25 protein-coding genes and 2 pseudogenes are annotated in these 25,074 nt (G+C 69.7%); 13 read left to right on the top strand and 14 right to left on the bottom strand.

The genetic code is table 11. The annotated features are described in order from the left end of the window. Positions 1-48 precede the first annotated feature (48 nt). Entirely contained in the window at positions 49-495 is a 447-nt protein-coding gene (locus AB0436_RS16860; protein WP_366468619.1) for an Rrf2 family transcriptional regulator, read from the bottom strand. A gap of 173 nt (positions 496-668) precedes the next feature. On the opposite strand from AB0436_RS16860, the gene AB0436_RS16865 reads away from it, so the two are divergent. From AB0436_RS16865 to AB0436_RS16880, 4 genes are all read left to right on the top strand, one after another. Further along, positions 669-2,075, top strand: coding sequence for a family 2B encapsulin nanocompartment shell protein (locus AB0436_RS16865; RefSeq protein ID WP_366468620.1), 1,407 nt, complete (start codon positions 669-671; stop codon positions 2,073-2,075). A gap of 107 nt (positions 2,076-2,182) precedes the next feature. Then, positions 2,183-3,226: a family 2 encapsulin nanocompartment cargo protein polyprenyl transferase gene (locus AB0436_RS16870; protein ID WP_366468621.1), complete on the top strand. Its 1,044-nt coding sequence runs from the start codon at positions 2,183-2,185 to the stop codon at positions 3,224-3,226. A gap of 85 nt (positions 3,227-3,311) precedes the next feature. Next, positions 3,312-3,905, top strand: a complete 594-nt coding sequence (locus AB0436_RS16875; RefSeq protein ID WP_366468622.1) for a GNAT family N-acetyltransferase — start codon at positions 3,312-3,314, stop codon at positions 3,903-3,905. A gap of 118 nt (positions 3,906-4,023) precedes the next feature. Beyond that, positions 4,024-4,452 (top strand): DUF6304 family protein, encoded by a 429-nt coding sequence (locus tag AB0436_RS16880; protein WP_366468623.1) that lies wholly within the window; start codon positions 4,024-4,026, stop codon positions 4,450-4,452. A gap of 51 nt (positions 4,453-4,503) precedes the next feature. Here AB0436_RS16880 and AB0436_RS16885 read toward each other — a convergent pair whose 3' ends face one another. Continuing rightward, positions 4,504-4,917: a VOC family protein gene (locus tag AB0436_RS16885; protein ID WP_366468624.1), complete on the bottom strand. Its 414-nt coding sequence runs from the start codon at positions 4,915-4,917 to the stop codon at positions 4,504-4,506. A gap of 34 nt (positions 4,918-4,951) precedes the next feature. Next, positions 4,952-5,314, bottom strand: coding sequence for a DUF2809 domain-containing protein (locus tag AB0436_RS16890; protein WP_366468625.1), 363 nt, complete (start codon positions 5,312-5,314; stop codon positions 4,952-4,954). 78 nt (positions 5,315-5,392) lie between these two features. Between AB0436_RS16890 and AB0436_RS16895 the strand changes: the two genes are divergently transcribed. The 4 genes and pseudogenes from AB0436_RS16895 to AB0436_RS16910 all read left to right on the top strand — a co-directional run. Next, positions 5,393-6,400 carry an NAD-dependent epimerase/dehydratase family protein gene (locus tag AB0436_RS16895; protein ID WP_366468626.1) on the top strand — a complete coding sequence of 336 codons (1,008 nt, stop codon included), beginning with the start codon at positions 5,393-5,395 and terminating at the stop codon, positions 6,398-6,400. A gap of 206 nt (positions 6,401-6,606) precedes the next feature. Then, positions 6,607-7,020 carry a carboxymuconolactone decarboxylase family protein gene (locus tag AB0436_RS16900; protein WP_366468740.1) on the top strand — a complete coding sequence of 138 codons (414 nt, stop codon included), beginning with the start codon at positions 6,607-6,609 and terminating at the stop codon, positions 7,018-7,020. Positions 7,021-7,029: 9 nt separating this feature from the next. Further along, a pseudogene (locus AB0436_RS16905) lies at positions 7,030-7,356 on the top strand (DUF952 domain-containing protein); the annotation flags it as partial. Between the two features lie 45 nt (positions 7,357-7,401). Continuing rightward, positions 7,402-7,941 (top strand): annotated as a pseudogene (locus tag AB0436_RS16910) (DUF1349 domain-containing protein); the annotation flags it as partial. A 21-nt stretch (positions 7,942-7,962) separates the two neighbouring features. On the opposite strand, the gene AB0436_RS16915 reads toward AB0436_RS16910, so the two are convergent. Then, positions 7,963-8,892, bottom strand: a complete 930-nt coding sequence (locus AB0436_RS16915; RefSeq protein ID WP_366468627.1) for a LysR family transcriptional regulator — start codon at positions 8,890-8,892, stop codon at positions 7,963-7,965. Positions 8,893-8,991: 99 nt separating this feature from the next. Here AB0436_RS16915 and AB0436_RS16920 point away from each other — a divergent pair, with 99 nt between their 5' ends. After that, positions 8,992-10,116, top strand: a complete 1,125-nt coding sequence (locus AB0436_RS16920) for a putative sulfate exporter family transporter (RefSeq protein WP_366468628.1) — start codon at positions 8,992-8,994, stop codon at positions 10,114-10,116. Positions 10,117-10,172: 56 nt separating this feature from the next. Here AB0436_RS16920 and AB0436_RS16925 read toward each other — a convergent pair whose 3' ends face one another. Together AB0436_RS16925 and sodN are read right to left on the bottom strand one after the other, a co-directional pair. Next, entirely contained in the window at positions 10,173-10,646 is a 474-nt protein-coding gene (locus tag AB0436_RS16925) for a GNAT family N-acetyltransferase (protein WP_366468629.1), read from the bottom strand. 176 nt (positions 10,647-10,822) lie between these two features. Then, the gene (sodN, locus tag AB0436_RS16930) at positions 10,823-11,218 is read right to left on the bottom strand and encodes a superoxide dismutase, Ni (protein ID WP_366468630.1); all 396 of its coding nucleotides are present in this window, start codon (positions 11,216-11,218) and stop codon (positions 10,823-10,825) included. Between the two features lie 141 nt (positions 11,219-11,359). Between sodN and sodX the strand changes: the two genes are divergently transcribed. Next, entirely contained in the window at positions 11,360-11,785 is a 426-nt protein-coding gene (gene sodX / locus AB0436_RS16935; RefSeq protein WP_366468631.1) for a nickel-type superoxide dismutase maturation protease, read from the top strand. On the opposite strand, the gene AB0436_RS16940 is transcribed toward sodX, so the two are convergent. Then, a complete protein-coding gene (locus tag AB0436_RS16940; RefSeq protein ID WP_366468632.1) occupies positions 11,689-12,318 on the bottom strand; it encodes a CGNR zinc finger domain-containing protein in 630 nt (209 codons plus the stop codon). The genes sodX and AB0436_RS16940 overlap by 97 nt on opposite strands. 94 nt (positions 12,319-12,412) lie before the next feature. Between AB0436_RS16940 and AB0436_RS16945 the strand changes: the two genes are divergently transcribed. After that, the gene (locus tag AB0436_RS16945) at positions 12,413-13,174 is read left to right on the top strand and encodes a class I SAM-dependent methyltransferase (RefSeq protein WP_366468633.1); all 762 of its coding nucleotides are present in this window, start codon (positions 12,413-12,415) and stop codon (positions 13,172-13,174) included. A 73-nt stretch (positions 13,175-13,247) separates the two neighbouring features. Here the strand turns inward: AB0436_RS16945 and AB0436_RS16950 are convergent, their stop codons facing one another. From AB0436_RS16950 to AB0436_RS16960, 3 genes are read right to left on the bottom strand one after another with little or no spacing between them, the layout of a single operon-like run. Beyond that, the gene (locus AB0436_RS16950; protein WP_366468634.1) at positions 13,248-14,009 is read right to left on the bottom strand and encodes an amino acid ABC transporter ATP-binding protein; all 762 of its coding nucleotides are present in this window, start codon (positions 14,007-14,009) and stop codon (positions 13,248-13,250) included. Beyond that, a complete protein-coding gene (locus tag AB0436_RS16955) occupies positions 14,006-14,941 on the bottom strand; it encodes an amino acid ABC transporter permease (RefSeq protein WP_366468635.1) in 936 nt (311 codons plus the stop codon). The genes AB0436_RS16950 and AB0436_RS16955 overlap by 4 nt, the downstream gene beginning before the upstream one ends. Before the next feature lie 27 nt (positions 14,942-14,968). After that, positions 14,969-15,922 (bottom strand): ABC transporter substrate-binding protein, encoded by a 954-nt coding sequence (locus AB0436_RS16960; protein WP_366468636.1) that lies wholly within the window; start codon positions 15,920-15,922, stop codon positions 14,969-14,971. A 548-nt stretch (positions 15,923-16,470) separates the two neighbouring features. Between AB0436_RS16960 and AB0436_RS16965 the strand changes: the two genes are divergently transcribed. Further along, positions 16,471-17,685, top strand: coding sequence for an NADP-dependent malic enzyme (locus AB0436_RS16965; protein WP_366468637.1), 1,215 nt, complete (start codon positions 16,471-16,473; stop codon positions 17,683-17,685). 105 nt (positions 17,686-17,790) lie between these two features. Next, positions 17,791-18,756, top strand: coding sequence for a zinc-binding dehydrogenase (locus tag AB0436_RS16970; protein ID WP_366468638.1), 966 nt, complete (start codon positions 17,791-17,793; stop codon positions 18,754-18,756). Between the two features lie 54 nt (positions 18,757-18,810). On the opposite strand, the gene AB0436_RS16975 is transcribed toward AB0436_RS16970, so the two are convergent. From AB0436_RS16975 to AB0436_RS16990, 4 genes are all read right to left on the bottom strand, one after another. Next, the gene (locus AB0436_RS16975; RefSeq protein ID WP_366468639.1) at positions 18,811-19,884 is read right to left on the bottom strand and encodes a helix-turn-helix transcriptional regulator; all 1,074 of its coding nucleotides are present in this window, start codon (positions 19,882-19,884) and stop codon (positions 18,811-18,813) included. A gap of 1 nt (position 19,885) precedes the next feature. Next, the gene (locus AB0436_RS16980) at positions 19,886-20,728 is read right to left on the bottom strand and encodes a hypothetical protein (RefSeq protein WP_366468640.1); all 843 of its coding nucleotides are present in this window, start codon (positions 20,726-20,728) and stop codon (positions 19,886-19,888) included. 93 nt (positions 20,729-20,821) lie between these two features. Further along, positions 20,822-21,007, bottom strand: a complete 186-nt coding sequence (locus AB0436_RS16985) for a DUF6104 family protein (RefSeq protein ID WP_366468641.1) — start codon at positions 21,005-21,007, stop codon at positions 20,822-20,824. Positions 21,008-21,175: 168 nt separating this feature from the next. After that, positions 21,176-25,000, bottom strand: coding sequence for a multifunctional oxoglutarate decarboxylase/oxoglutarate dehydrogenase thiamine pyrophosphate-binding subunit/dihydrolipoyllysine-residue succinyltransferase subunit (locus AB0436_RS16990; protein WP_366468642.1), 3,825 nt, complete (start codon positions 24,998-25,000; stop codon positions 21,176-21,178). Positions 25,001-25,074 lie beyond the last annotated feature (74 nt).

Consider the following 25,074-nt stretch of genomic DNA (forward strand, 5'->3'; position numbering starts at 1 on the left):
GCTTGCGGTCGCCTCGGGTCGCCTGCGGCCGGTTCTACCGTCGGCGGTTCAGTCGGTGGCCGGGCGGCCGCTGATCGCGATCAGCAGCGGTCCGGTGGGCGCGGTGACGAGGTCCGCGATCGTGACCTCGTCCAATGAGGCGTAGAAGGCCTCCTGGGCGTCGCGCAGAGCGGCGCGGAGCCGGCAGGCCGAGCGGAGCGGGCAAGGAGTACTGCCCTCGCACTCGACGACGTCCCCCGGCCCCTCCAGTTCCCGGGCCAGGCTGCCGACCGAAGCGGACCGGCCGGCTCCGGTGAGCGTCAGACCGCCACCGCGTCCACGGCGCGCCTCCACCAGACCCAGGTGCTGGAGTCGCGCGACGATCTTCGCGGCATGGGTGTACGGCACCTGCATCGCCGCCGCCACGTCCCGGGTGGTCGGCGGATCCTCGCCCTCCGCGACAGCCAGCCGCATCAGCACGCGCAGTGCCACGTCGGTGAATCTCGTCAGCCGCATGACGGTCACGCTAGATAACTTGCACCGGAGATACAACAAAGATGCGCCGCGGTCAGCGGCCGTGTGCCCAGCTCAAAGCCCCGTTAGTCGCACTCTTTTGTGTAATGGCGCGTCGGATCCTCCGCCTGGAAGTGTTCATCAGGCAGGTCAGCCCATGATCGAGAGGACGACAGATGTCCGTTGGTGAAGAGGTTCGCGACACGCAGGCACCGCCGCAGCAGAGCCTGGGCACGGCAGCTGCGCGGAACCTCGCGACGACCACCAAGTCCGCACCGCAGATGCAGGAGATCACCTCCCGGTGGCTGCTGAAGATGCTGCCCTGGGTTCAGGTGCAGGGCGGTACGTACCGAGTGAACCGGCGGCTGAGTTACTCGGTCGGTGACGGACGCGTGACGTTCGTGCAGACCGGCGGCCGGGTGCAGGTCATCCCCGCGGAGCTGGGTGAGCTGCCCGCACTCCGGGATTTCGACGACGAGGCGGCACTCGCCGAGCTGGCGCAGCGCTGCGCGCAGCGGGAGTTCGCGCCGGGGGATGTGCTGGCCGTGTCCGGTGAGGCCGCCGACCGGGTGTTCCTGCTGGCGCACGGACGCGTCGAAAAGATCGGCACCGGTCCCTACGGGGACGAGACGGTGCTCGGCGTGCTGGCCGACGGATCGTATTTCGGCGACCAGGCGCTGGTCGAGGAGGGCGCCACCTGGGAATACACCGCCCGTGCCGCCACCTCCTGCGTCGCCCTGGAGCTGACCAGGGCCGACGTGCTGAACCTGGCGGAGCGCGCGGATTCGCTGCGCGAGCATCTCGCCGGTCTGCTCTCCATTCCGCACCAGCGCACCAACAACTACGGCGAAGCACAGATCGATCTGTCCGCCGGCCATGTCGGCGAAGCCCTCGTACCGCACACCTACGTGGACTACGAAGCGGCGCCGCGGGAGTACGAACTGAGCGTCGCGCAGACGGTCCTCAAGGTGCACAGCCGGGTCGCCGACCTCTACAACCAGCCGATGAACCAGACCGAGCAGCAGTTGCGGCTCACCGTCGAGGCGTTGCGCGAGCGCCAGGAGCACGAGCTGATCAACCACCGCGAGTTCGGACTGCTCAACAACTGCGACTACGGGCAGCGGCTCCAGCCGCACGACGGCGTGCCCAGCCCCGACGACATGGACGAACTGCTGTCGCGCAGGCGCGGATCCAAGCTCTTCCTCGCCCACCCCAGGGCCATCGCCGCATTCGGCCGTGAATGCAACAAGCGCGGTCTCGTACCGCAGAGTGTGGACGTCGGGGGACAATATGTGCCCGCCTGGCGCGGAGTGCCGATCTTCCCGTGCAACAAGATCCCGGTCAGCGAAGCCCGCACCACATCGATCATCTGTATGAGGACCGGTGAGTCCGACCAGGGCGTCATCGGACTCCAGCAGAGCGGCATCCCCGACGAGATCGAGCCGAGTCTCTCGGTCCGCTTCATGGGCATCGATGAGCAGGCGATCATCTCCTACCTGGTGACGGCCTACTACTCCGCCGCCGTCCTGGTCCCCGACGCCCTCGGCGTCCTGGAAAACGTGGAGGTGAGCCGCTGGAGGTGACGCGGCACCCCGGACGGACCGGCCGGGCACCCTTGCCGTGGACGCCACCCGGCCGGTCCGCCCGGGGCCGCCGAAGACTCCGTACGCCTGCTGCTGAGGAAGTGACCGTGACCTTGACCAGTACGGACGCCGCGACCGAGGGGGGCCGTGAGGCCGCGGCGCTCCTGGGACACACCCGAGCCCTGGTCGACCCGGAGCTCCGCTCCTGGGTCGGAAGCCTCCCCGGACCCCTGCGCCGTATCGCCATGTACCACTTCGGCTGGGAGCATGCCGACGGTTCCCCGGCCGCCGGACAGGCCGGCAAGGCGATCCGGCCCGCCCTGGTCCTGGAGGCGGCCCGGGCATTCGGCGGGGAAGCACGCCGGGCCGTGCGGGCAGCTGCCGCAGTGGAGCTGGTGCACAACTTCACGCTGCTGCACGACGACGTCATCGACCGGGACGCCACCCGCAGGCACCGGGCCACCGCCTGGACCGTCTTCGGCATACCCGAGGCGATCATCGCCGGGGACGCGATGCAGGCGCTCGCCCTGCGGATGCTCGCCGAGGACGGCCACCCCGCCGCCCTGGCCGCGTCCAGTCGGCTCACGGCCTGTGTCATCGAACTCTGCGCGGGCCAGCAGGCGGACTCCGCCTTCGAGACCCGGACGGACGTGTCGCTGGCCGAGTGCCTGACCATGGCGGAGGCCAAGACCGGCGCGCTGCTCGGCTGCGCCTGCGCGACGGGTGCGCTGTACGCGGGCGCCGGACCGGGCGAGGCGGCGGCCCTGGACGCGTTCGGGCGCGAGGCGGGCCTGGCCTTCCAGCTGATCGACGACCTGATCGGCATCTGGGGGGAGCCGTCGCGCACCGGCAAACCGGCCGGGGCGGACCTCGCCGCCCACAAGAAGTCCCTCCCGGTGGTCGCCGCACTGGCCTCGGGCACCCCGGCGGCCGCGGAGCTCGCGGAGCTGTACCGCGGTCCGTTGGACGCGGAGGGCATCCGGCGGGCCGCCGACGCGGTCGACCGGGCGGGCGGCCGGGACTGGGCCCAGACGGAGGCGGCCGACCGGATGGCCAAGGCCATCGGCCACCTGGCACGCGCGCTGCCCGATCTTGCGGCGGCGGACGGGCTGCTCTCCCTCGCGGAGTACGTCACCCGGCGAAGCAGCTGAGCCCCTGCCCGTGGTCCGGGCCCAACTCCAATATCGTGTCGGCGAGTTAATGCGACGTGATCGGCGAGAGACAAGGGACCGGACCATGGGCGTGGCGATACGACGGGCGGGCGGGGCCGACCGCGAGGTGCTCGTAAGGCTGCTGGACGAGGCCTTTCTGCACGACCCGGTGAGCAGCTGGGTCTTCCCGGACGAAACGCACCGCAGGAAGGTGCACGGAAAGTTCCTGGGCGTGTTCGTCGACGTGACGCTCGCGGAGGGGAGGGCGGACCTGAGCGAGGACGGTTCGGCGATGGCGCTCTGGCTGGACATCCCGGCCGGCCTGCCCGAGGAGGAGGACGACACCCCCGCCCGGATGCGGGAGGCCGCGGACCCGGACAACGAACGGGCCGAACAGGTCGGCCGGCTGATGGGCGAAATCCATCCGCACGACCGGGCACACGCCTACCTGCTGATGATCGGAGTGGCCCCGGAGCGACAGGGGGAGGGGCTCGGAACCGCGATGATGGCACCGGTGCTTGAGCGGTGCGACCGCGAGGGCACGCCCGCCTACCTGGAGGCGAGCAGCGCACGCAGCCGGCGGCTCTACGAGCGGCTCGGCTTCGTGTTCATGGGCACTGCCGTCCAGCTTCCGGACGGCCCGCAGATGTGGCCGATGTGGCGAGAGCCGCGCGGCTGACATCGGGCCGGTCTGTTCCGAGAAGGGGACGCTCGTGACGAGTACGCCGGTAAGTGGTAATGCCGGACTTGGTCACTCTTGGTGACGCCGGGCTGGTGACAGCGCTACAGTCGCGCTCATGACACCACAGTCATGGGCCGGCTGGTACCGGGACAGCCATGGATCAGATGCCCTTGTGATCAGCGCGATCGAGCAGCAACTCCACACCAAAATCCGGGGAGTTGAGTATGCGGGAGCATCTTTCGACTCGTTCGAACCGGTGGACGCGGACCGTTCGGCTGGCGTTGGACCGCTGAGCGACTGTGTGCTGGAGTGGGACATGCCGCTGCCCGTCGTCTCAGCCGACAGCACCACCCAACAGGCCACGCTGAGCTGTCTGCTGGCATTGCGGCGGCCGACCACGGACCTCGGCGTGACGTTGCATTACGGCGGCACGAGCTACGTCTCCGGCAACGACCAGGGCGACTTCGGAGCTGCGCTCGCCCTCATACAGGAGCAGCTCCCCTCCGGCGCCACCCTCCGGGCCCCGTTCGCCGTCGGCGTGTAGGGCGGAGGGGAGTACGGCCGGGCCACCCCGCATGTCCCGGCCGTTGCACGGTCAGTAGGTCTGCAGCTCCAGCAGCCGACCGTCGGGGTCGCGCAGGTGCGCCGTCCGCATGGTCGGCCCCCACTGCGGCCGGTCCTGCGCGGCTGCGGCGACGGTCGCACCGGCCTCGATGCACCGGGTGACCGCCGCGTCCAGATCGCTGCGGTCGTCGATGTGGATCACGACGGAGAACAGGTCCTGGGCCTTCTCCCCGTCCGGAAGCTCGTCCGTTCCCAGCGCCCGGGTCATGACGTGCCGGTCGAACAGGGCGAAGACCGTGCGGCCACTGTGGTCCCAGCTGGCGTAGCCGGACAACTCGTCCCCGCGGGCCAGTTCGGCCCCGGTGAGCCCCGGCAGCACATCACGGTAGAAGCGGAAGGTCTCGGCGAATCGGTCCACCAGCAAGCGTGTGTACGGCGCGTCCATGGCCCCGAAACTATGTGATCGCGTCGGCCCGTCGTCAAGGTCTACGCAGCGCGACCACCCTGACGGAACCGGTCGTTACCGCCCAGCACAGAGCGGCCCCCACGGCGTACCAGAACAGATCAGGCGCGTTGAAGGTCGACCCCAGCAACGGCTGCAGCAGCGCGGGCACCCCCGCCATCTGCAGGAACTCCACGGCCCAGCTCAAGCCGAGAGCGATCCCGGCCGCGGTCACCGCCGTCAGCCGGGGCGCGACGAGCACCACCACGAGATACACCAGGACCGTGTAGAGGGCGTCCCCCGCGCACTTGGCGAACGCACCGTCCGTCAGCGCGCGCACCCCGAGACCTGCGGCCACGGTCACCACCGCGGCCCCGCTCGCCCACCACCGTCTGCTCATCCGGGCACCCTACGCAGCGATTCTGCTGAGAGCATGCACCGCTTCCGGCCGGCGGCCACACCGGGCAGGGTTGCCCTCATGAAGCTGCTGATGCTGGGTGGAACGGAATTCGTGGGCCGGGCCGTGACGGACCGGGCGCTGCGACGCGGCTGGGACGTGACGGTCTTCCACCGCGGTACCACCACGGCCCCGCCGGGTGCCGCCGTGCTGCGGGGCGACCGGACCGCCCCCGACGGCCTGGCGGCCCTGGCGCACGGTGAGTGGGACGTGGTCGTGGACACCTGGACCGGAGCTCCCGCCGCCGTACGGCAGTCGGCCCGGCTGCTCGCCGGCCGCGCCCGCCGCTACGTCTACGTCTCCAGCCGCTCGGTGTACGCCTACCCGGCCCCGGCCGGGCTTCCGGAGAACGGCCCGCTGGTGGACTCGGCGCCGGACCTCGCCGGCGACGTCCCCTATCCGGAGGCCAAACGGGGCGGCGAGCTGGCGGCGGTCGAATCCTTCGAGGAGCGAGCACTGCTGGCCCGTGCGGGCCTGGTCATCGGACCGCACGAGAACGTGGGCCGGCTGCCCTGGTGGTTGCGGCGGATCGTCCGAGGCGGCCCCGTACTGGCGCCCGGGCCGCGGGACCTGGCAATCCAGTACATCGATGCTCGCGACCTCGCCGCCTGGGTCCTGGACGCCGCCGAGGCCGGTCTGTCGGGCGCGTACAACGTCGTGAGCCCGTCCGGGCACGCGACGATGGGCCAACTGCTCGACGCCTGCTTACGGGTCACCGGATCGTCGGCCGAACTGCGCTGGACGCCACCGGAGGTGATCCTCGAAGCCGGCATCGAACCCTGGTCACAGCTCCCGATCTGGCTGCCGCCCGGTGAGATGCACGCCATGATGCACCAGGGCAACACCGACAAGGCCCTGGCGGCCGGCCTGCGGTGCCGCCCAGTCGAGGACACGGTGCGTGACACCTGGACGTGGCTCCGCTCGATCGGCGGCGTCGCCCCACTGCGCCCGGACCGCCCCGCGGTCGGTCTGGACGAAGCGGTGGAGGCGAAGGTGCTCGGGGGCTGCGACCCGGCGCCTTCGTCGTAGCGGACTTGACCTTGAGTACGCTCCAACAATTACCGTCCTTCTTGATCAACGGCGGTGGCGCCCCGGCCCCTTCATGCACCGCTGCCCGACTACTCAGCAAGGACGGACCAGAGATGACCAGCGCCCACAACGACCAGAGCGAGACCGCCGGCACAGCCGAGACCGCCGACGTCGCCGAAACCCGGCAGGACCGTTTCGAGCGTGGCATGGATGTGCTCAACCGGGTGGACGGGGAGAGCGGCCGGCGGGTCGTCGACTCCTTGGCGGACATCTCACCGGAACTGGGACACCAGGTGGTCGCCTGGGCCTTCGGTGACATCTACAGCCGTCCCGGCCTCGCTCCGCGCGACCGGCAGCTGGTCACCCTCGGCATGCTCACCGCGCTCGGCGGCTGTGAAGCCCAGCTGGACGTCCACATCAACGCGGCCCTCAACGTCGGCCTCACCACTGAGGAGATAGTCGAGGCATTGCTGCACTCCGCGGTGTACTGCGGCATGCCCAAGGCCCTCAACGCCACCTTCGTCGCCAAGAAGGTCTTCGCCGAACGCGGACTGCTCCCGGACAGCAAGCAGCAGGCACCGGAGCAGCCCGAGAGCTCGCTGAGCCCCGCCGGCGCATAGCGTGGGCCCATGACCGAACTGCTGCACATCACCGAGCGAGCACTCTGGGAAGCGGCCCGGGGGACCGGTACGTACGAGATGTCCACCCGTGGCCGCACCCTGCACGACGAGGGCTTCATCCACTGCTCGCTGCGTGGGCAACTCGTCGGGGTCGCCGAATTTCTGTACGGCGGTCCGGCGGCGGAGAGCGCCGGCGAACTGGTCGTCCTGGTCATCGACAGCGACCGGCTCTCGGTACCCGTGCGGTACGAGGCGCCCGCCGACGGCGCCGACGAGTTCCCCCACATCTACGGCCCCCTGCCGGTGGACGCCGTCACCAAGGTCGTGCCCTGGCAGGGCGGTTACGCCGTCGATTGGTCCGACGCCGAGTGGCTCAACCCGCCCCGGGCAGCCGTCGCGGACGGCCCGGACCTCCGGGTGACCACCCGGGCGAGGACCGATTTCTGGCGTACCACCGGCTACGGCTTCGTGCATGACGACGGCCACGCCCTGCTCACCGGCCTGAGCGCCGGATCGGCCGTCGAAGTGAGCTTCGTTGCCGGCTTCCGTGCGCTGTATGACCAGGCCGGTGTGATGGTCCGTACCGACTCCGAGAACTGGATCAAAGCGGGGATCGAACTGACCGACTCCGCGCCGCACCTGGGTGCCGTGGTCACCCGCGGAGTGTCGGACTGGTCGATGGCCCCCGTTCCCGAATGGGCCGGCCGGCAGGTCACCGTCCGGGCCAGCCGCACCGGCGACGCCGTGACGTTCCGGGCGCGCTGCGAGGACGGTCCGTGGCGGATGATGCGGCTGGCCCCGCTCGAGCCCAGCGCCAAGGCCTGGGCCGGGCCGTTCTGCTGTTCGCCGCTGAGCGAGGGCCTCGAGGTGCGTTTCACCCGCTTCGCGGTCGGCCCCGCGGACCGTCGGTTGCACGACTGAGCGCGGGCGCGTCGCGACAGCTCACCGCCCCCGCACCGCGCGGAGCAGATGAAGCGCAGGTTCGGGGAGCTCGCGGCCCTTGGGCCATACCGCGTGCAGGATGCGGTGCAGCCGGACCGCCGGGTCGACCTCGACCTCGACCAGGCGTCCGTTGTCCACGTCCTCGCGCACGGCGAGGGCGGAGAGCACAGCCGGGGCGAGACCACGGGCGGCAGCGCTGCGCAGCGGCGCGGTGGAGCCCAGCTCCAGGACCGGAACGGCGATCCCGTCGTACGGGCGCAGGGCCCGCTCCAGGGTCTCCCGGGTCCCGGAGCCGGCCTCCCGGAGCAGCAGGGGGGTGTCGGCCAGCTCCCGCCCGGTCAGCGCGCTGCGGCGGTTCGCCCAGGGATGGCCGGGGGCGACCACCACCGCGAGCCGGTCCCGGCCGACCGCCGACCGGTGCAGGTCGTCGGGGACCCGCGGGCCCTCGACGAACCCCAGGTCGCATTCGGCCCGGCGGAGCGCCTCGATGACGCCCCAGCTGTTGGTCACGGTCAGCCCGACGTGGGCGTGCGGCGCGCCGTCCCGCAGGGTGACCAGCCAGCCGGGCATCAGCTCCTCCGCGATGGTCAGGCTGGCGGCGACATGCAGCCGGTCGTCCTGCCGGGAGCGCAGCGCCGCGGCCCCCTCGACCAGCGCCGCGGCCTGCTCCAGCACCGCGCGCGCCCAGTCGGTGACCACCGCACCGGCGGGCGTGAGCCGGGAGCCGGCCGTCGAACGGTCCAGGAGGTGCAGGCCCAGATGGCGTTCCAGCGTGCGCATCCGGGCGCTCGCGGACGGCTGACTGATCAGCAGCCGGGAGGCCGCCCGGCCCAGGCTGCCGGTCTCCGCCACCGTGACGAGCAACTGCAATGACTGCAGGTCGGGCAGCGGGCGCTGCCCCGGTTCCGGGCCATCACCACGGTCACTCATCGGCTCGCCTTCATCGGGCATCCTTCATAGGGGAACCCTATGACCTGGCCACCGATTCGCGTCTACCGGGGTCGCCGGATCCCCAGCAGTCTGGTGATCATGACCCTCAGTACCGAGCGCACCCCATCAGTCCCGGGCGATCGCACGCCGACGCCGAAGCAGCTGTCCGACAGCGGTACGCCGGCGCAGAGGCCCGGCCCCGTGCGCCGTAACACACCCGGCGTGGCGCTCGCCGTCGCCGGTCTGGCACTCGCCGAGGGCGTGCACGCCCTGCTCCCCGCTGTGCCGATGCTGACCGCCGCCGTGGTGCTCGGTGTGGTGGCCGCGCATGTTCCCGGGGTGCACTCGCTCGTACGCGGTCGGGGGCGCCAGGGACTCGCGCTGGCCGGAAAGCACCTGATGCGGGCCGGCATCGTGCTCCTCGGACTGAAGCTCAGCATCGGCGACGTACTGGGACTGGGCTGGGCCACCGTGGCCATGGTGCTCGGCGTGGTCCTGGCGACCTTCTTCGGGACCTGGTGGCTCGGCCGGAAGCTGGGCCTGCCCGGCGACCAGCCGCTGCTGGTCGCCACCGGCTATGCGATCTGCGGTGCCTCCGCCATCGCCGCGGTCAGCGGTGCGCTCGGCAAGGACGACGACGAGGAGCACGCATCGGACGTGGCCACCTCGATCGCCCTGGTGACGCTCTGCGGCACCCTGGCGATCGCGGTACTGCCGCTGCTCCACCACCCCCTGGGCCTGGACTCCGTCCAGTTCGGCCGCTGGGTCGGCGCCGGCGTCCACGATGTCGGCCAGGTCGTGGCCACCGCCCAGACGGCCGGCCCGACCGCGCTCGGCGAGGCTGTGCTGGTCAAGCTGATCCGGGTGGCGATGCTCGCCCCGCTGGTCGCCGTGGTGGCGGTCGCCTACCGGCGCCGCCGCGCGTACGACGCGGACGGCGGCCGGCCGGTGACGGGCACCCGCCGCCCGGCGCTGGTGCCGCTGTTCGTGATCGGGTTCCTGGCGATGACCGGCCTGCGCAGCACCGGCCTGCTGCCCACCGCCGCCCTCACCACGGCCGACGCCGCCCAGCAACTCCTCCTCGCCGCCGCCCTGTTCGGCCTCGGTAGCGCCGTACACCTGCCCTCGCTGGTCAGGTCCGGCGCCAGAACTGCGCTGCTCGGCCTGGCCGCCTGGATCGTGGTGGCCTCCGCCGCCTACGGGGGCGTGCTGCTCACCACGTGACCAGGCCGCGGAACACCCTGCGGCGGACCCTCGGCACAGCCACTCCGGGATTTCGTTCAGCTGGGCGCGATCGGCTGTTCGAGGAGCTCAACCGGTGCGTCGAAGCCGCAGCGCCGGTACAGCGGAGCGCTTCGCTCGGACGGCCACACGATCAACGTGTCCAGCTGGTCGGCGCGCGCGTAGCGGGTCACTTCATCGAGGAGGGCCCTGCCCAGGCCGCGGTTGCGCTGCTCGGGAATGACATAGAAGTTCGTCACGTATCCGAGCGCCTCGGGCCCCGGGCAGGGACTCGGGATCTTCTCCACGAGGGACACGAACACGTGGCCGCAAGGCCGGCCACCCGCTTCCGCGAGCCAGGCACGCCACGACCCGCCCATCCGAGCACGCAGCCACCCGTCGCATCCAGCGATGAACTCCTCTTCCTCCTGAAGGACTTCGTCACCGTCCTCCTCCACCTTGAACCGCCAGCGCAGGGCCACCAACGCAGGTATGTCGTCGAGCTCGGCACGACGGATTACGACATCACTCATGCCCGCACTCTTGCAGGCAGGCAGGCCTGCCGGGAGCGGAACCGCCACGTCTTCCTGTGGCCGGGTGAAACGAAAACCGCACCCGCTCCGTCAGGGACGCCGTGTTCGGCGGCCTGCGGAGCGGGTGCGGTCAGGTGGGCGGTTCGACCTACGAAAGGTGCAGGTCCAGCCGTCCATCAGGCCTTCTTGGTCTCCCAGAAGATCTTGTCGATCTGGGCGATGTAATCCAGTGCCTTCTGGCCCGTGGCCGGGTCCGTCGAGCCCTTGGCCGTCGACAGCGCCTTCAGGGTGTCGTTGACGAGCTGGTGCAGCTCCGGGTACTTCTCGAAGTGCGGGGGCTTGAAGTAGTCGCTCCACAGCACCGAGACGTGGTGCTTGGCGAGCTCGGCACGCTCTTCCTTGATGACCGTGGCGCGGGCCCGGTAGTGCGCGTCCTCGTTGGCCTGGTACTTCTCCTGGATGGCCTTGACCGACTCGGCCTCGATGCGGGCCTGGGCCGGGTCGTACACGCCGCAGGGGAGGTCGCAGTGGGCGCTGACCTTCACCTTGGGGGCAAACAGGCGGGAAAGCATTGAGCTGTCCTTCCTCGTGATCGTCTTCTCGGGTGGGACATTACTCCGTGAGTGGCCCAATTTCGCGAGTGCCCCCTGGGGCTTAGGTCAAAAGTCCAGGGCCAGTATGGGACTGGTGGACGATCGGACCGGAGGTGGCGGATGACGGATCAGGGGCGGGAACAGAGAGTGCCCTTCGGGGTCGCGGAGGTGGGCGGGCTTTCCATGGTGCCCACGCTGCTGCACGGTGATCAGGTGCTGGTCCACTACGGCGTGCAACTGCGGCCGGGTGATGTGGCGGTGCTGCGGCATCCCTTGCAGCAGGATCTGCTCATCGTGAAGCGGCTGATCGAGCGGCGCGACGGCGGCTGGTGGGTGCTCGGGGACAGCTCGGTGGAGAGCGCGCAGGACAGCCGGGATTACGGGGTCGTGCCGGATGAGCTGCTGCTGGGGCGGGTGCGGGCCCGCTATCGGCCGATCACGCCGGGCCGTCAGCGCTCGCTCGGGGTGGTGCTCTCCTGGCTGGCCTCGTCGGTCAGGCCGGTGCTGGCGGACCGTGACGTCTCCAGGCGCTTGCGCGCCCGGTAGGCGGCCACGTTGGCGCGGGTCGCGCAGCGGTCCGAGCAGTAGCGGCGCGAGCGGTTGGTCGAGGTGTCGAGGTAGGCGTTGCGGCACGGCGCTGCCTCGCACAGGCCGAGCCGGTCCACGCCGTACTCGGTGAGGTGGAAGGCCAGACCCATCGAGGCGATGGCCGCGTAACCGGAGGTCGCGTTGGACGGGTGGTCCGCCAGGTGCATGTGCCAGATCGGGCGGTCGTCCTCGTCCCGGTGGTCGTGGCCGGACACCTGGGGTGACACCGGGAACTCCATCAGCAGCGAGTTGAGCAGGTCCACCGCGAGTGTCTCGTCCCCGCTGTCCGCAGCCTCGAAGACGGCGCGCAGCCGGCCGCGTACCGACCGGAAACGGGTGAGGTCGGCGTCCGTGGCCCGCCGGGCCGCCGAGGTGTTCGTCCCGAAGAGTTCGCGCACCGCGTCGACCGAAGTGAGGGAGTCCTTGTTGCGGGCCGGCTCCTCGGTGTTGACCAGGCGCACGGCGTAGTCCGAGTAATAGGCCAGTTCCACTTGTAGTCCTTACGGGTGCGGTCTAGGGTCGAGTCCGGCGGGTGACGTAACGGCTGCTGTGGCTTCGAGGGTATTACGGGTGGAGGGGTTTCCGATGGCGGGTGCGACGACGGGCACGGACTGGCAGGCGTGGCAACACAGTTGGGACCGGCAGCAGGAGTGGTACATGCCGGACCGCGAGGAGCGGTTCCGGGTGATGCTCGACATGCTGGAGGCGCTGGTCGGGCCGGAACCGCGGGTGCTGGATCTGGCGTGCGGTACGGGAAGTATCACGGACCGGCTGCTCAAGCGGTTCCCGAAGGCGACCAGCACGGGCGTCGACCTGGACCCGGCCCTGCTGACCATCGCGGAGGGGTACTTCGCCGGGGATGAGCGGGTCACCTTCGTGACCGCCGATCTGAAGGACCCGCGGTGGGCGGAGCAGCTGCCCTGCCGGCAGTACGACGCCGTGCTGACGGCCACCGCCCTGCACTGGCTGCACAGCGAGCCGCTGGCGGTGCTGTACGGGCAGCTCGGTGGTCTGGTCGGGGAGGGCGGCGTGTTCATGAACGCCGACCACATGATCGACGACGAGACACCCCGGATCAACGCCGCCGAGCGAGCCCGCCGGCACGCGGCCATGGAACGCGCCAAGGCCGCCGGCGCCCTCGACTGGGCCGACTGGTGGGCGCGGGCCGCCCAGGACCCCGCCCTCGCGGCCCCGACCGCCGAGCGCTTCCGGATCTACGGCGAGCACGCGGAGGGCGACCAGCCCTCGGCGTGCTGGCACGCACAGACCCTGCGGGCCGCCGGGTTCGGTGAGGCGCGGCCGGTCTGGGCCTCACCGTCGGACACGTTGCTGCTCGCGCTGAAATGAGGGGAACGGCGCAGGGGAGGGGCGGTACGGGCCGCGCCGGCCCGTACCGCCCCTCCTTGTCCAGCGATAACGACTAAAGAACCTTCGACAGGAACGACTTCGTCCTGTCGTGCTGCGGATTGCTCAGTACGTCGCGCGGGTGGCCGGACTCGACGACCACGCCGTCGTCCATGAAGACCAGCGCGTCACCCACCTCGCGGGCGAAGCCCATCTCGTGGGTCACGACGACCATCGTCATACCGTCGTCCGCGAGGCCGCGCATGACGTCCAGGACGTCACCCACCAGCTCCGGGTCGAGCGCGGACGTCGGCTCGTCGAAGAGCATCAGCTTGGGCTCCATGGCCAGTGCCCGGGCGATCGCCACCCGCTGCTGCTGCCCGCCGGAGAGCTGCGTGGGGTAGTTCTTCGCCTTGTCGGACAGACCGACCCGGTCGAGCAGCTTCTCGGCCCTTGCGCGGGCCACCGCCTTCGTCTCGCCGCGCACCTGGACCGGTGCCTCCATGACGTTCTCGATGGCCGTCATGTGCGGGAAGAGGTTGAAGCGCTGGAAGACCATGCCGATGTCCCGGCGCTTCAGTGCGACCTCGCTGTCCTTGAGTTCGTACAGCTTGTCGCCCTTCTGCCGGTAGCCGACCAGGTCACCGTCGACGTAGAGCCGCCCGGCGTTGACCTTCTCCAGGTGGTTGATGCACCGCAGGAACGTCGACTTGCCGGACCCGGAGGGGCCGATCAGACAGAAGACCTCACGCGGAGCGACCTCCAGGTCGATTCCCTTGAGGATGTGCGCGGCGCCGAAGGACTTGTGGACGCCCTCGGCCTTCACCATCGCGGTCATCCGGACACCGCCGATCGGTTGCTGAAGGAAGCGATATTGGCCTTGATCTTCTGGAACGGGGTCAGCGGCAGACTGCGGCTGGAACCACGTGCGTAGTACCGCTCCAGATAGAACTGGCCGATCGAGAAGATGGTCGTCAGCACCAGATACCAGGCGGCCGCCAGGAAGAGCATCTCGACCGCGGCCCCGGAGGTCTGCCCGATGTCCTGGGCGGTGCGGAGCAGCTCGTAGAACTGCACCGCCGCGACCAGCGAGGTGGTCTTCAGCATGTTGATGACCTCGTTGCCCGTCGGCGGCACGATGACGCGCATCGCCTGCGGGACCACGATCCGGCGCAGCGTCTTGCCGTGGCTCATGCCCAGCGCGTGCGCGGCCTCGGTCTGGCCCTCGTCGACCGCCAGCAGACCCGCCCGGCAGATCTCCGCCATGTACGCGGCCTCGTTGAGGCCCAGGCCGAGCAGCGCCGTCAGCAGCGGCGTCATGAAGCTCGACCAGTAGTCCTTGTAGATCGGACCGAGGTTGATGTACTCGAAGACCAGGCCCAGGTTGAACCAGACCATCAGCTGGACGAGGACCGGCGTGCCGCGGAAGAACCAGATGTAGAACCAGGAGATCGACGAGGTCACCGGGTTCTTGGACAGCCGCATCACCGCCAGGATGATGCCGCCGACGATGCCGATGGCCATCGAGAGCACCGTCAGCAGCAGCGTCTGGCCGACACCGTGGATGATCCGGTGGTCGAAGAAGTAGTCCGGGATGGCCCCCCAGCGGATCTTGCCCTGGGCGAACGCGTAGATGATCGACGCGAGGACCGCGATGGCGATCACCGCGGTGACGTACCGCCCGTAGTGCCGGACCGGGATGGCCCGGATCGCCTGGGGGGTGGTGGGGGGCGCGTCTTCGGGCCCCGCCTTTTTCATGTCAGTGCTCATGGTGTGTGCCTCTCAGCGCCGGACCGGTCAGGATCCGCCGTTGAGCTTGGCTGCGGTGACCGCACCCTGCTCGGCGCCCCACTTGGCCAGGATCTTGCCGTACTCGCCGTTCTTGATGATCGCGTCCACGGCCTTCTGGAGGGCCTTGGTGAGCTGGTCGTTGCCCTTGGCCACCGCGATACCGTACGGCGCGGCCTCGACCGTGGGTCCGACGATCTGGAAGTCCTTGCCGCCGCCCGAGGTCTTCACCGCGTATGCGGCGATCGGCGAGTCGGAGGAACCGGCGTCGGCGCCGCCCGAGCGGAGCCGGGTCTGGGCCTGCTGGTCGTCGTCGAAGGCCTGGATGGAGAGCTTCTTGCCGGCCGGGCACTTCTTCGCCTGCGCCTTGGCGAGGTCGTTCGACACCGTGCCGCGCTGCACCACGATCTTCTTGCCGCAGAGGTCGGCCCAGGTCTTGATGCCCTGGTCCTTGCCCTTCGGGGTGTAGATCGAGACGCCGGCGGTGTAGTAGTCGACGAAGTCGACGCCCTCGCCGACCTTCTTGCCGTTCTCCAGACCGTTCTGCCGGTCCTTGGTGTCGGTCATCGCCGACATCGCGATGTCGTAGCGCTTGGCGCGCAGACCGGTGACCAGGGTGTCGAACGTGCCGTTCTCGAACTCGAACTTCACGCCGAGCTGCTTGCCGAGCGCCGCGCCGATGTCGGGGTCGATGCCGGCGACCTTGCCGGAGCTGTCCTTGAATTCGACCGGTGCGTAGGCGATGTCGGAACCGACCTTGATGACGCCCTTGTCCTTGATGTCCTTGGGCAGCAGGTCGGCGAGCGGAGCGGCGCTGCTCTTGGCCGTGCCGGAGCCCTGCGTGTCGTTCTTGGTCTGGTCGCCGCAGGCGGTCAGCAGCAGTGCGCCGGCGACCGCGAGTGCGCCGACCGCGGCTGTCCGGGATTTCATTGCGGTCGTGCGGCGTGTGGAGCTTGCGGTCATGGTGATGGTCCTCCGGCGGATCAGGGATAGCCGATGCAGGAGTCGCGCACACGTCATCGGGTGTCGCGACCATGTGTGATTGGGGATACCCGAGGGCATCTTGCCAGTCGGACTAGCCCATTCAGGGGGCCGGTCATGTCAAAATCGGGTAACGGGTCATCCCCGTTCTCCAGTGAGTCTCCAGTCGGCCGGTACCGCAAGGCCGGACCATCTGCTGGCAGACAGAGCTTCAGCCGGAGAATCTCCGGTCCGTCTCACCTGCTGGACATCGTTCGTGACGCAGGACGGGTTTGTCCGGGCATCCGCGCTATGAGTCATGTCACCACGTCGGTGTGAACTCGTGCACGGTGCGGTCCATCAGGTAAAACAGACGGTTACACCCCTCATCCGGGGCTCAGGGCGCGTGTGCGGCGCGCCCGCGCGTATGTACCTCCCCCTGCCCGGCGGGCCAACCGGCCGGTGCGGGACGCATACGCGGTGCCCGCCCACCCCTCCTCAACCAGGAGTGGCCAACCCTCAACTGATGAAGACTTAAGGGGTCACAACCAATGGCAGCGGAGATCGTCAATCCTCGCAGCGACAGCTTCAGCTCCCCCACGGCCGGTGCGGAGCCCTTCGATCCGGCGTTCGCCCTGCACCGCGGCGGCAAGATGGCCATCCAGGCGACGGTGCCGGTGCGCGACCGGGACGAGCTGTCCCTCGCGTACACGCCCGGAGTCGCGAAGGTGTGCAGCGCGATCGCCGAGAACCCGGAGCTCGTCCACGACTACACCTGGAAGTCGCAGGTCGTCGCCGTCGTGACGGACGGCACCGCGGTGCTCGGACTCGGTGACATCGGCCCGGAGGCGTCCCTTCCCGTGATGGAGGGCAAGGCGATCCTCTTCAAGCAGTTCGGTGGCGTCGACGCCGTCCCGATCGCGCTGGCGACCACCGACACGGACGAGATCGTCGAGACCGTGCTGCGGCTCGCGCCCTCGTTCGGCGGAGTCAACCTGGAGGACATCTCCGCGCCGCGCTGTTTCGAGATCGAGCGCAGGCTGCAGGAGCAGCTGGACATTCCGGTCTTCCACGACGACCAGCACGGCACGGCCGTCGTGACGCTGGCCGCTCTGCGGAACGCCGCGACGCTCACCGGGCGCACGCTGGGGCAGCTGCGGGCGGTCATCTCCGGCGCGGGTGCGGCGGGCGTCGCCATCGCGAAGATTCTGATCGAGGCCGGTATCGGGGACGTCGCGGTGTGCGACCGCAAGGGCATCCTCTCCTCGGACCGGGACGACCTGACCGACATCAAGCGCGAGGTGGCCGGTTTCACCAACAAGGCGGGTCTGGTCGGGCCGCTGGAAGCCGCGATGTCCGGTGCGGACGTCTTCATCGGGGTTTCCGGCGGTACGGTTCCCGAGCCGGCCGTCGCCTCGATGGCGGAGGGCTCGTTCATCTTCGCGATGGCCAACCCGAACCCGGAGATTCATCCCGAGATCGCCCACAAGTACGCGGCGGTCGTCGCCACCGGGCGCAGTGACTTCCCCAACCAGATCAACAACGTGCTGGCGTTCCCCGGGATCTTCGCCGGGGCGCTCCAGGTGCGGGCGTCGCGGATCACCGAGGGCATGAAGCTGGCGGCTGCGGAGGCGCTGGCGGCGGTGGTGGCGGATGAGCTGAGTGCGGAGTGCGTGATTCCGTCGCCGTTCGACGAGCGGGTCGCGCCGGCGGTCACCTCGGCGGTGGCGGCGGCGGCCCGGGCGGAGGGCGTGGCGCGGCGCTGACGTCCCGCCCTTCCGTGGCCTGAGGCCCGGCAGGGAACGCAGCGCGGCGCGGGTCACACGTGTGGTCGGTTCCTTCGGGAACCGACCACGCCTATCGTCATGGTCATGTTCGCCGCCTACGCCGCCCGCATCGACCGTGACCACCCCCTCGACGGCCTCGTCCTGGGCGAACGCCCGGCGCCGGAGGCGCGTCCTGGCTGGGTCACCGTCAATGTCAGGGCCGCATCCCTCAATCACCATGACCTCTGGTCCCTGCGCGGGGTCGGACTCGCCGAGGACAAGCTGCCGATGATCCTCGGCTGCGATGCCGCGGGCACCGACCAGGACGGCAACGAGGTCGTGCTGCACTCGGTCGTCGGCCAGACCGGTTACGGGGTCGGCGCCAGGGAGGGCCGGTCCATTCTGACCGAGAAGTACCAGGGCACGTTCGCCGAGCAGGTCACCGTCCCGGAGTGGAACGTACTCCGCAAGCCGGCCGAGCTGAGCTTCGAGGAGGCCGCCTGCCTGCCCACCGCCTGGCTGACCGCCTACCGGATGCTCTTCACCAACGCGGGCGTACGCCCGGGTGACTCGGTACTCGTCCAGGGCGCGGGCGGCGGTGTGGCGACCGCGGCGATCGTGCTGGGCAAGGCCGCGGGCCTGCGGATGTACGCCACGAGCCGCGACGATGCCAAGCGCAAGCGGGCCGTGGAACTGGGAGCGGTGGACGCCTTCGAACCGGGGGCGCGGCTGCCGCAGCGGGTGGACGCCGTGATCGAGACGGTCGGCGCCGCCACCTGGTCGCACTCCGTCAAGTCGCTGAAGCCGGGCGGCACCCTGGTGATCTCGGGCGCCACCAGCGGCCCGAACCCGGACTCCGCCGAACTCACCCGGATCTTCTTCCTGGAGCTGAAGGTCGTCGGCTCCACGATGGGCTCCAAGGACGAGCTGGAGGACCTGCTCTCCTTCTGCGCGGCCACCGGTGTGCGTCCCGTCATCGACGAGGTGCTGCCGCTGGACCGGGCCCGGGAGGGCTTCGAGAAGATGGCGTCCGGCGAGCTGTTCGGCAAGATCGTGCTCACCAGCCCCTGAAACCTGCGCGATCCCCCGGCCCCGGCATTGCCGGGGCCGGGGGATCGCGCAGGTTTACGCCTTCGGGCTCCGCAGGACCGCGCCGATGTGCGCCGCCGCTGCGGACAGGTGGCGGCGTGCGTCCCGTAGTTGGTCCTCCGTCACCCCGTGGTCCCGCGCGGCGTCCCGGAGGTCGTCGCGGAAACGGTCGAGCAGCCGGTCGAGGTCGCGGGCCGGGTTGCCGGAGGACTCCTCGTGGGCCCATTCGGGCTCCTGCGCCGAACCCGTGGCATCCGCGGAATCCGTGCAGCCCGCGGAGTCCGACGAGTCCGTGGAGCCCGCGGCCGGGCCCCGGCCGGGCTGGCTGAACGGGCCGAATTCCTTGGTGAATTCGGCGATGCCTTCCCGCACACCGGCGGGCCAGTCGCCGCGTGCGAAGTGCTCCTGCACCTGCTGAGCGACCCGCTGCATCTGCCGACGCGCCTTCTCCTGGGCCTCCTTGGCCTGGCGGCGGGCCTGCTGGGCGTCTTCGCGAGCGCGGCGGGACTCGTCCGTCGCCCGGCGGGCCTGCTCCTTCCACCCCTGCTTGGCACGCTTGAATTCCTCCTTGGCCTGGCGCCAGCTCTCCTTGTCGCCCCAGGCGCCGTCGAAGAAGTCGGACGCTTCCGGGAACCCGGGAAAGGGCTTGCGCGAACCCGCCGCCGCGCCGCCTCGCGTTCCCGCACCGCCGGCCTCGGAGCCGGCGTGAGTGCCGGAACCGGTGCGGGCCTCCTTCGCGGCCTGCCGGATCTCGCGCCTCAGGTCACTCGCCGAGCCACTGACATCGGCCCGGATCTCCGCCGCGAGTTCGGACACCGACTCGCGGATCTCCAGCTCCAGATCGGCCAGCTCACCGCTGCGTCCGGCAAGTTCCGTGCGGCCCGCCTCGGTGATCGAGTACACCTTGCGGCCGCCCTCCGACGCATGGGTCACCAGGCCCTCGGCCTCGAGCTTGGCCAGCCGCGGGTAGACCGTGCCCGCGCTCGGCGCGTAGAGACCCTGGAAGCGCTCCTCGAGCAGTCGGATCACTTCGTAACCGTGGCGCGGGGCCTCGTCCAGCAGCTTCAGCAGGTAGAGCCGCAGGCGGCCGTGTGCGAAGACGGGGGCCATGTCAGAGCACCTTCTCATCGAGCTCGTCGAGATTGTCCCGGGCGGGCCGGCTCAGCAGCGCGATGGACCCGGACACGGTCGTCGCCTTGAGCTTGCCGTTGCCCGCACCCAGGGTGCCGGTGATCTTCTTCGCACCCCACTGGCCGGTGACCCGCAGGTCGTCGAAGGCGGTGGAGACGGAGCCGCTCGTGGTGTTCGCCTCGACCCGGGTGTCCGTCGGGTGGGCCAGCCGGATGGCGACCTCGCCGGAGACGCTGTTGAGGCGGATGTCGGTGGGCCGGCCGCCGGCGTCCAGGTCGATGACCATGTCGCCGCTGACCGAATCCGCCCGTACGGACGAGCCCGCGCCCTCGACCACCGTGAGGTTCCCGGAGACCGACTGGAATCGCAGATCCCCGGTGACCGCCTGGGCCTCCAGATTTCCCGAAACCGTCTCGGCGGAGACGGAGCCGGAGACTCCGACCAGCGCGGTGTCACCGGTGACGCCGCGGACCTCGGTGCGCCCCCGCATGCCGGAGACCACCGCACCGGCGCTCACCACGCCGACCTCGACGTTCGCGGACGCGGGCACCGCGAGCGAGACCACCGCGCTGCGGTGCCAGCCTCTGCGGTCGAGCCACTTCAGGAAGCCCTTCCAGGGCAGATCCTCGTAGGCCACCGTCAGGGTGCCGTCCTTGAGCGTCACGATCAGCGGAGGTCCGTCGATCTCGGACACCTCGAGTCGGGCGGACGCCTCCTCCGTACCGACCACGTTCACCGTTCCATTGACGAGGCGTACGTTCAGCGCCCGTACCGGATCGTCGAAGGAGAGTTTCTGCGGCTCTGCCACGGATCCCTCGTACATGGGACTGACCTCCCGGGTCGACCGACAACGCAACATATCGCGTCTCTGGTAAGACACGATATATCGCGGTCGCGGGAAGTCAAGCGCGCGGGATCACTCGTCCTCGTCCTCCTCGTCGTCGAGACGGGCCAGCCAGGTGGCAAGGCGCTCGACGGGGACCTCGAAATCCGGGTTGAGATCGACGAACGTCCGCAGCTGCTCGGCGAGCCACTCGAAGGTGACCTCCTCCTCGCCGCGCCGCTTCTCCAGTTCCTCGATGCCGCGGTCGGTGAAGTACATGTGAGCCTTCTCCTGCATGCCTGGGCGTGAGCGATATGCGTACGCCGTGACGGTCACAGTGGTGGGGACAGCAAGGCTACGGACGGAGGGCCCGGTCATCCCACCGCGGGATGACCGGGCCCTCCGTCCTGTGCCGCTTACGCGTCGAAGCATGCGCCTCGGAGTCGCTTACGCCTCGAAGACCTCGGCGACCAGCTGCGCCTGCTCCGCCTGGTGCCGCTTGGCCGAGCCGACCGCCGGGGAAGAACCGTGCGGCCGCGAAATGCGGCGCAGGCGCTCGCCGTGCGGGATGTCGGCGCCGACCGCCAGGTCCAGGTGGTCGATCAGGTTGAGCGCGATGAACGGCCAGGCACCCTGGTTCGCCGGCTCCTCCTGCGCCCAGAGGTACTTCTCGGCGTTCGGGAACTTGGCGATCTCCGCCTGCAGTTCGGCACCCGGCAGCGGGTACAGACGCTCCAGACGGATGATCGCGGTGTCCGTGGCGCCCCGCTTGGTGCGCTCCGCGTCCAGGTCGTAGTAGACCTTGCCGGCCGTGAAGACGACCTTGCGGACCTCGTTCGGGTCCACGCTGTCGTCGCCGATGACCGGACGGAACCCGCCGGTGGTGAACTCCTCCGCCTTCGAAGCGGCCGCCTTGAGGCGGAGCATCGACTTCGGGGTGAAGACGACCAGCGGCTTGTGGTGCGGGTTGTGCACCTGCCACCGCAGCAGGTGGAAGTAGTTCGAGGGCAGGGTCGGCATGGCGACCGTCATGTTGTTCTGCGCGCACAGCTGCAGGAAGCGCTCCGGGCGGGCGGACGAGTGGTCCGGGCCCTGGCCCTCGTAACCGTGCGGGAGCAGCAGGGTGACGCCGGACGTCTGGCCCCACTTCTGCTCGGCGGCCGAGATGTACTCGTCGACCACCGTCTGCGCGCCGTTGACGAAGTCACCGAACTGCGCTTCCCACATGACCAGCGACTCCGGGCGGGCCAGCGAGTAGCCGTACTCGAAGCCCATCACCGCGTACTCGCTGAGCAGCGAGTCGTACACGTTGTAACGAGCCTGGTCGTCGGAGAGGTAGAGCAACGGGGTGAAGTCCTCGCCGGTCTTGCGGTCGATGAGCACCGCGTGCCGCTGACCGAAGGTGCCGCGGCGCGAGTCCTGCCCGGAGAGGCGCACCGGGGTGCCCTCGAGGAGCAGCGAGCCGATCGCCAGGGTCTCGCCCATCGCCCAGTCGATCGTGCCGTCGTCGATCATCGCGGCCCGGCGCTGCACCTGCGGCAGCAGCCGCGGATGCACGGTGATCCGGTCCGGGATGTTGACCTGGGACTGGGCGATCCGCTTGATGACCTCCTGGGAGATCGAGGTGTCCACCGTCACCGGGAACTCCGCCTGCGGCGCGGGGACGTGTGCCTCGGCGGGGGCCGACGTGGCCTCGCGGACCTCCGCGAAGACCTTCTCCAGCTGACCCTGGAAGTCCTGCAGCGCCTGCTCGGCCTCTTCCAGCGTGATGTCGCCGCGACCGATGAGGGACTCGGTGTAGAGCTTGCGCACCGAGCGCTTCTTGTCGATCAGGTCGTACATCAGCGGCTGGGTGAAGGAGGGGTTGTCGGCCTCGTTGTGACCGCGGCGGCGGTAGCAGATGAGGTCGATGACGACGTCCTTGTTGAACGCCTGCCGGAACTCGAAGGCGAGGCGCGCGACCCGCACCACGGCCTCCGGGTCGTCACCGTTCACATGGAAGATCGGCGCCTCGATCATGCGGGCCACGTCGGTGGCGTACATCGAGGAGCGCGAGGACTCCGGTGCGGCGGTGAAGCCGACCTGGTTGTTGATCACGATGTGCACGGTGCCGCCGGTGCGGTAGCCGCGCAGCTGCGACATGTTCAGCGTCTCGGCGACGACACCCTGGCCCGCGAAGGCCGCGTCGCCGTGCAGCGCCACCGGGAGGACGGTGAAGTCCGTGCCGCCCTTGTTGATGAGGTCCTGCTTGGCCCGGACGATGCCCTCCAGGACCGGGTCGACGGTCTCCAGGTGGGAGGGGTTGGCGGCCAGCGAGACCTTGATCTGCTCGCCGTCCAGGCCGGTGAAGGTGCCCTCGGAGCCGAGGTGGTACTTCACGTCGCCGGAGCCGTGCATCGACTTCGGGTCGAGGTTGCCCTCGAACTCGCGGAAGATCTGCGCGTACGACTTGCCGACGATGTTGGCGAGGACGTTGAGCCGGCCGCGGTGGGCCATGCCGATGACGACCTCGTCGAGGCGCGACTCGGCAGCCGAGTCGATGACCGCGTCGAGCAGCGGGATGACGGACTCGCCGCCCTCGAGCGAGAAGCGCTTCTGGCCGACGTACTTCGTCTGCAGGAAGGTCTCGAAGGCCTCGGCGGAGTTCAGCCTGCGCAGGATGCGCAGCTGCTCCTCGCGCTCGGGCTTGGCGTGCGCGCCGCGCTCGATGCGGTCCTGGATCCACTTGCGCTGCTTCGGGTCCTGGATGTGCATGAACTCGACGCCGGTGGTGCGGCAGTACGAGTCGCGCAGGACGCCGAGGATGTCGCGCAGCTTCATCATCGACTTGCCGGCGAACCCGCCGACCGCGAACTCGCGCTCGAGGTCCCACAGGGTGAGGCCGTGCTCGATGATGTCGAGGTCGGGGTGCTTGCGCTGCTTGTACTCCAGCGGGTCGGTGTCGGCCATGACGTGGCCGCGGACCCGGTAGGAGTGGATCAGCTCGAAGACGCGGGCGGCCTTGGTGACGTCATTGTCGTGACTGACGTCGATGTCCCGGAGCCAGCGGACCGGCTCGTACGGGATGCGCAGCGCCTCGAAGAGGTCGTCGTAGAAGCCGTTCTCACCGAGCAGCAGGTTGGCGAGGATCCGCAGGAACTCGCCGGATGCCGCGCCCTGGATGACCCGGTGGTCGTACGTCGAGGTCAGCGTCATGACCTTCGAGACGCCGAGCCGGTTCAGGGTGTCCTGCGAGGTGCCCTGGAACTCGGCCGGGTAGTCCATCGCGCCGACGCCCATGATGAGGCCCTGGCCGGGCATCAGACGCGGCACCGAGTGCACGGTGCCGATGCCGCCGGGGTTGGTCAGCGAGGCGGTGACTCCGGTGAAGTCGTCCATCGTCAGCTTGTTCGCGCGGGCGCGGCGGACGATGTCCTCGTACGCCTGCCAGAACTCGAAGAAGTTGAGCGTCTCGGCCTTCTTGATCGCCGCGACGACGAGCTGGCGGTCACCGTTGGGCTTCACCAGGTCGATGGCGAGTCCGAGGTTGACGTGGGCCGGCTTGACCAGCGTCGGCTTGCCGTCCTTCTCCGCGAAGGAGTAGTTCATCGACGGCATGGCCTTGAGGGCCTGCACCATCGCGAAGCCGATGAGGTGGGTGAAGGAGACCTTCCCGCCCCGGGCGCGCTTCAGGTGATTGTTGATGACGATCCGGTTGTCGAAGAGCAGCTTCACCGGGACCGCGCGGACCGAGGTGGCCGTCGGCAGCTCCAGCGAGGCGTTCATGTTCTTCGCCACTGCGGCGGACGGGCCGCGCAGCGTCACCAGCTCGGGGCCCTCGGCGGCAGCCGGGGTCTTCGCGGCCTGCTGGGCCGCGGGCTTCGCAGCGGCCGGCTTGGCCGGCGCGGCCGGGGCCGCCGCCGGAGCGGCAGCCTTCGGGGTGGCCTGCTTCGCCTCGGCCGGCTTCGCGGTGGCGGGCGCGGGCGCCGGAGCCGCGGCGGTGGTGTCCGCAGCCCCCGCGGCTGCGCCACCCTGCACGGACGGGCTGGTGGTACCGGTCTGGTGGGGAGCGCTCGGGCTCGCCGGCTCCGCGTCGGTGGCGCCGGCAGAGCCCGGCTTGTAGTCGGCGAAGAAGTCCCACCAGGCACGATCGACCGAATTCGGGTCCTGGAGGTACTGCTGGTAGATCTCGTCGACGAGCCACTCATTGGGACCGAAAGCGTCGGCAGGGCTCTTGCCCTGCCCCTCTTGGTCGGTCGAGATGCTCGAGTTACTGGGGGACTGAGACGACACGGCGGTAACCGCCCTCTTCCGCTTCACAAGGTGATGGACAGCGGAAATAAAGGCTACGCCTCCCTGGCCTGGAG

Source organism: Streptomyces sp. NPDC051322, from assembly GCF_040689485.1.
Classification (GTDB): domain Bacteria; phylum Actinomycetota; class Actinomycetes; order Streptomycetales; family Streptomycetaceae; genus Streptomyces.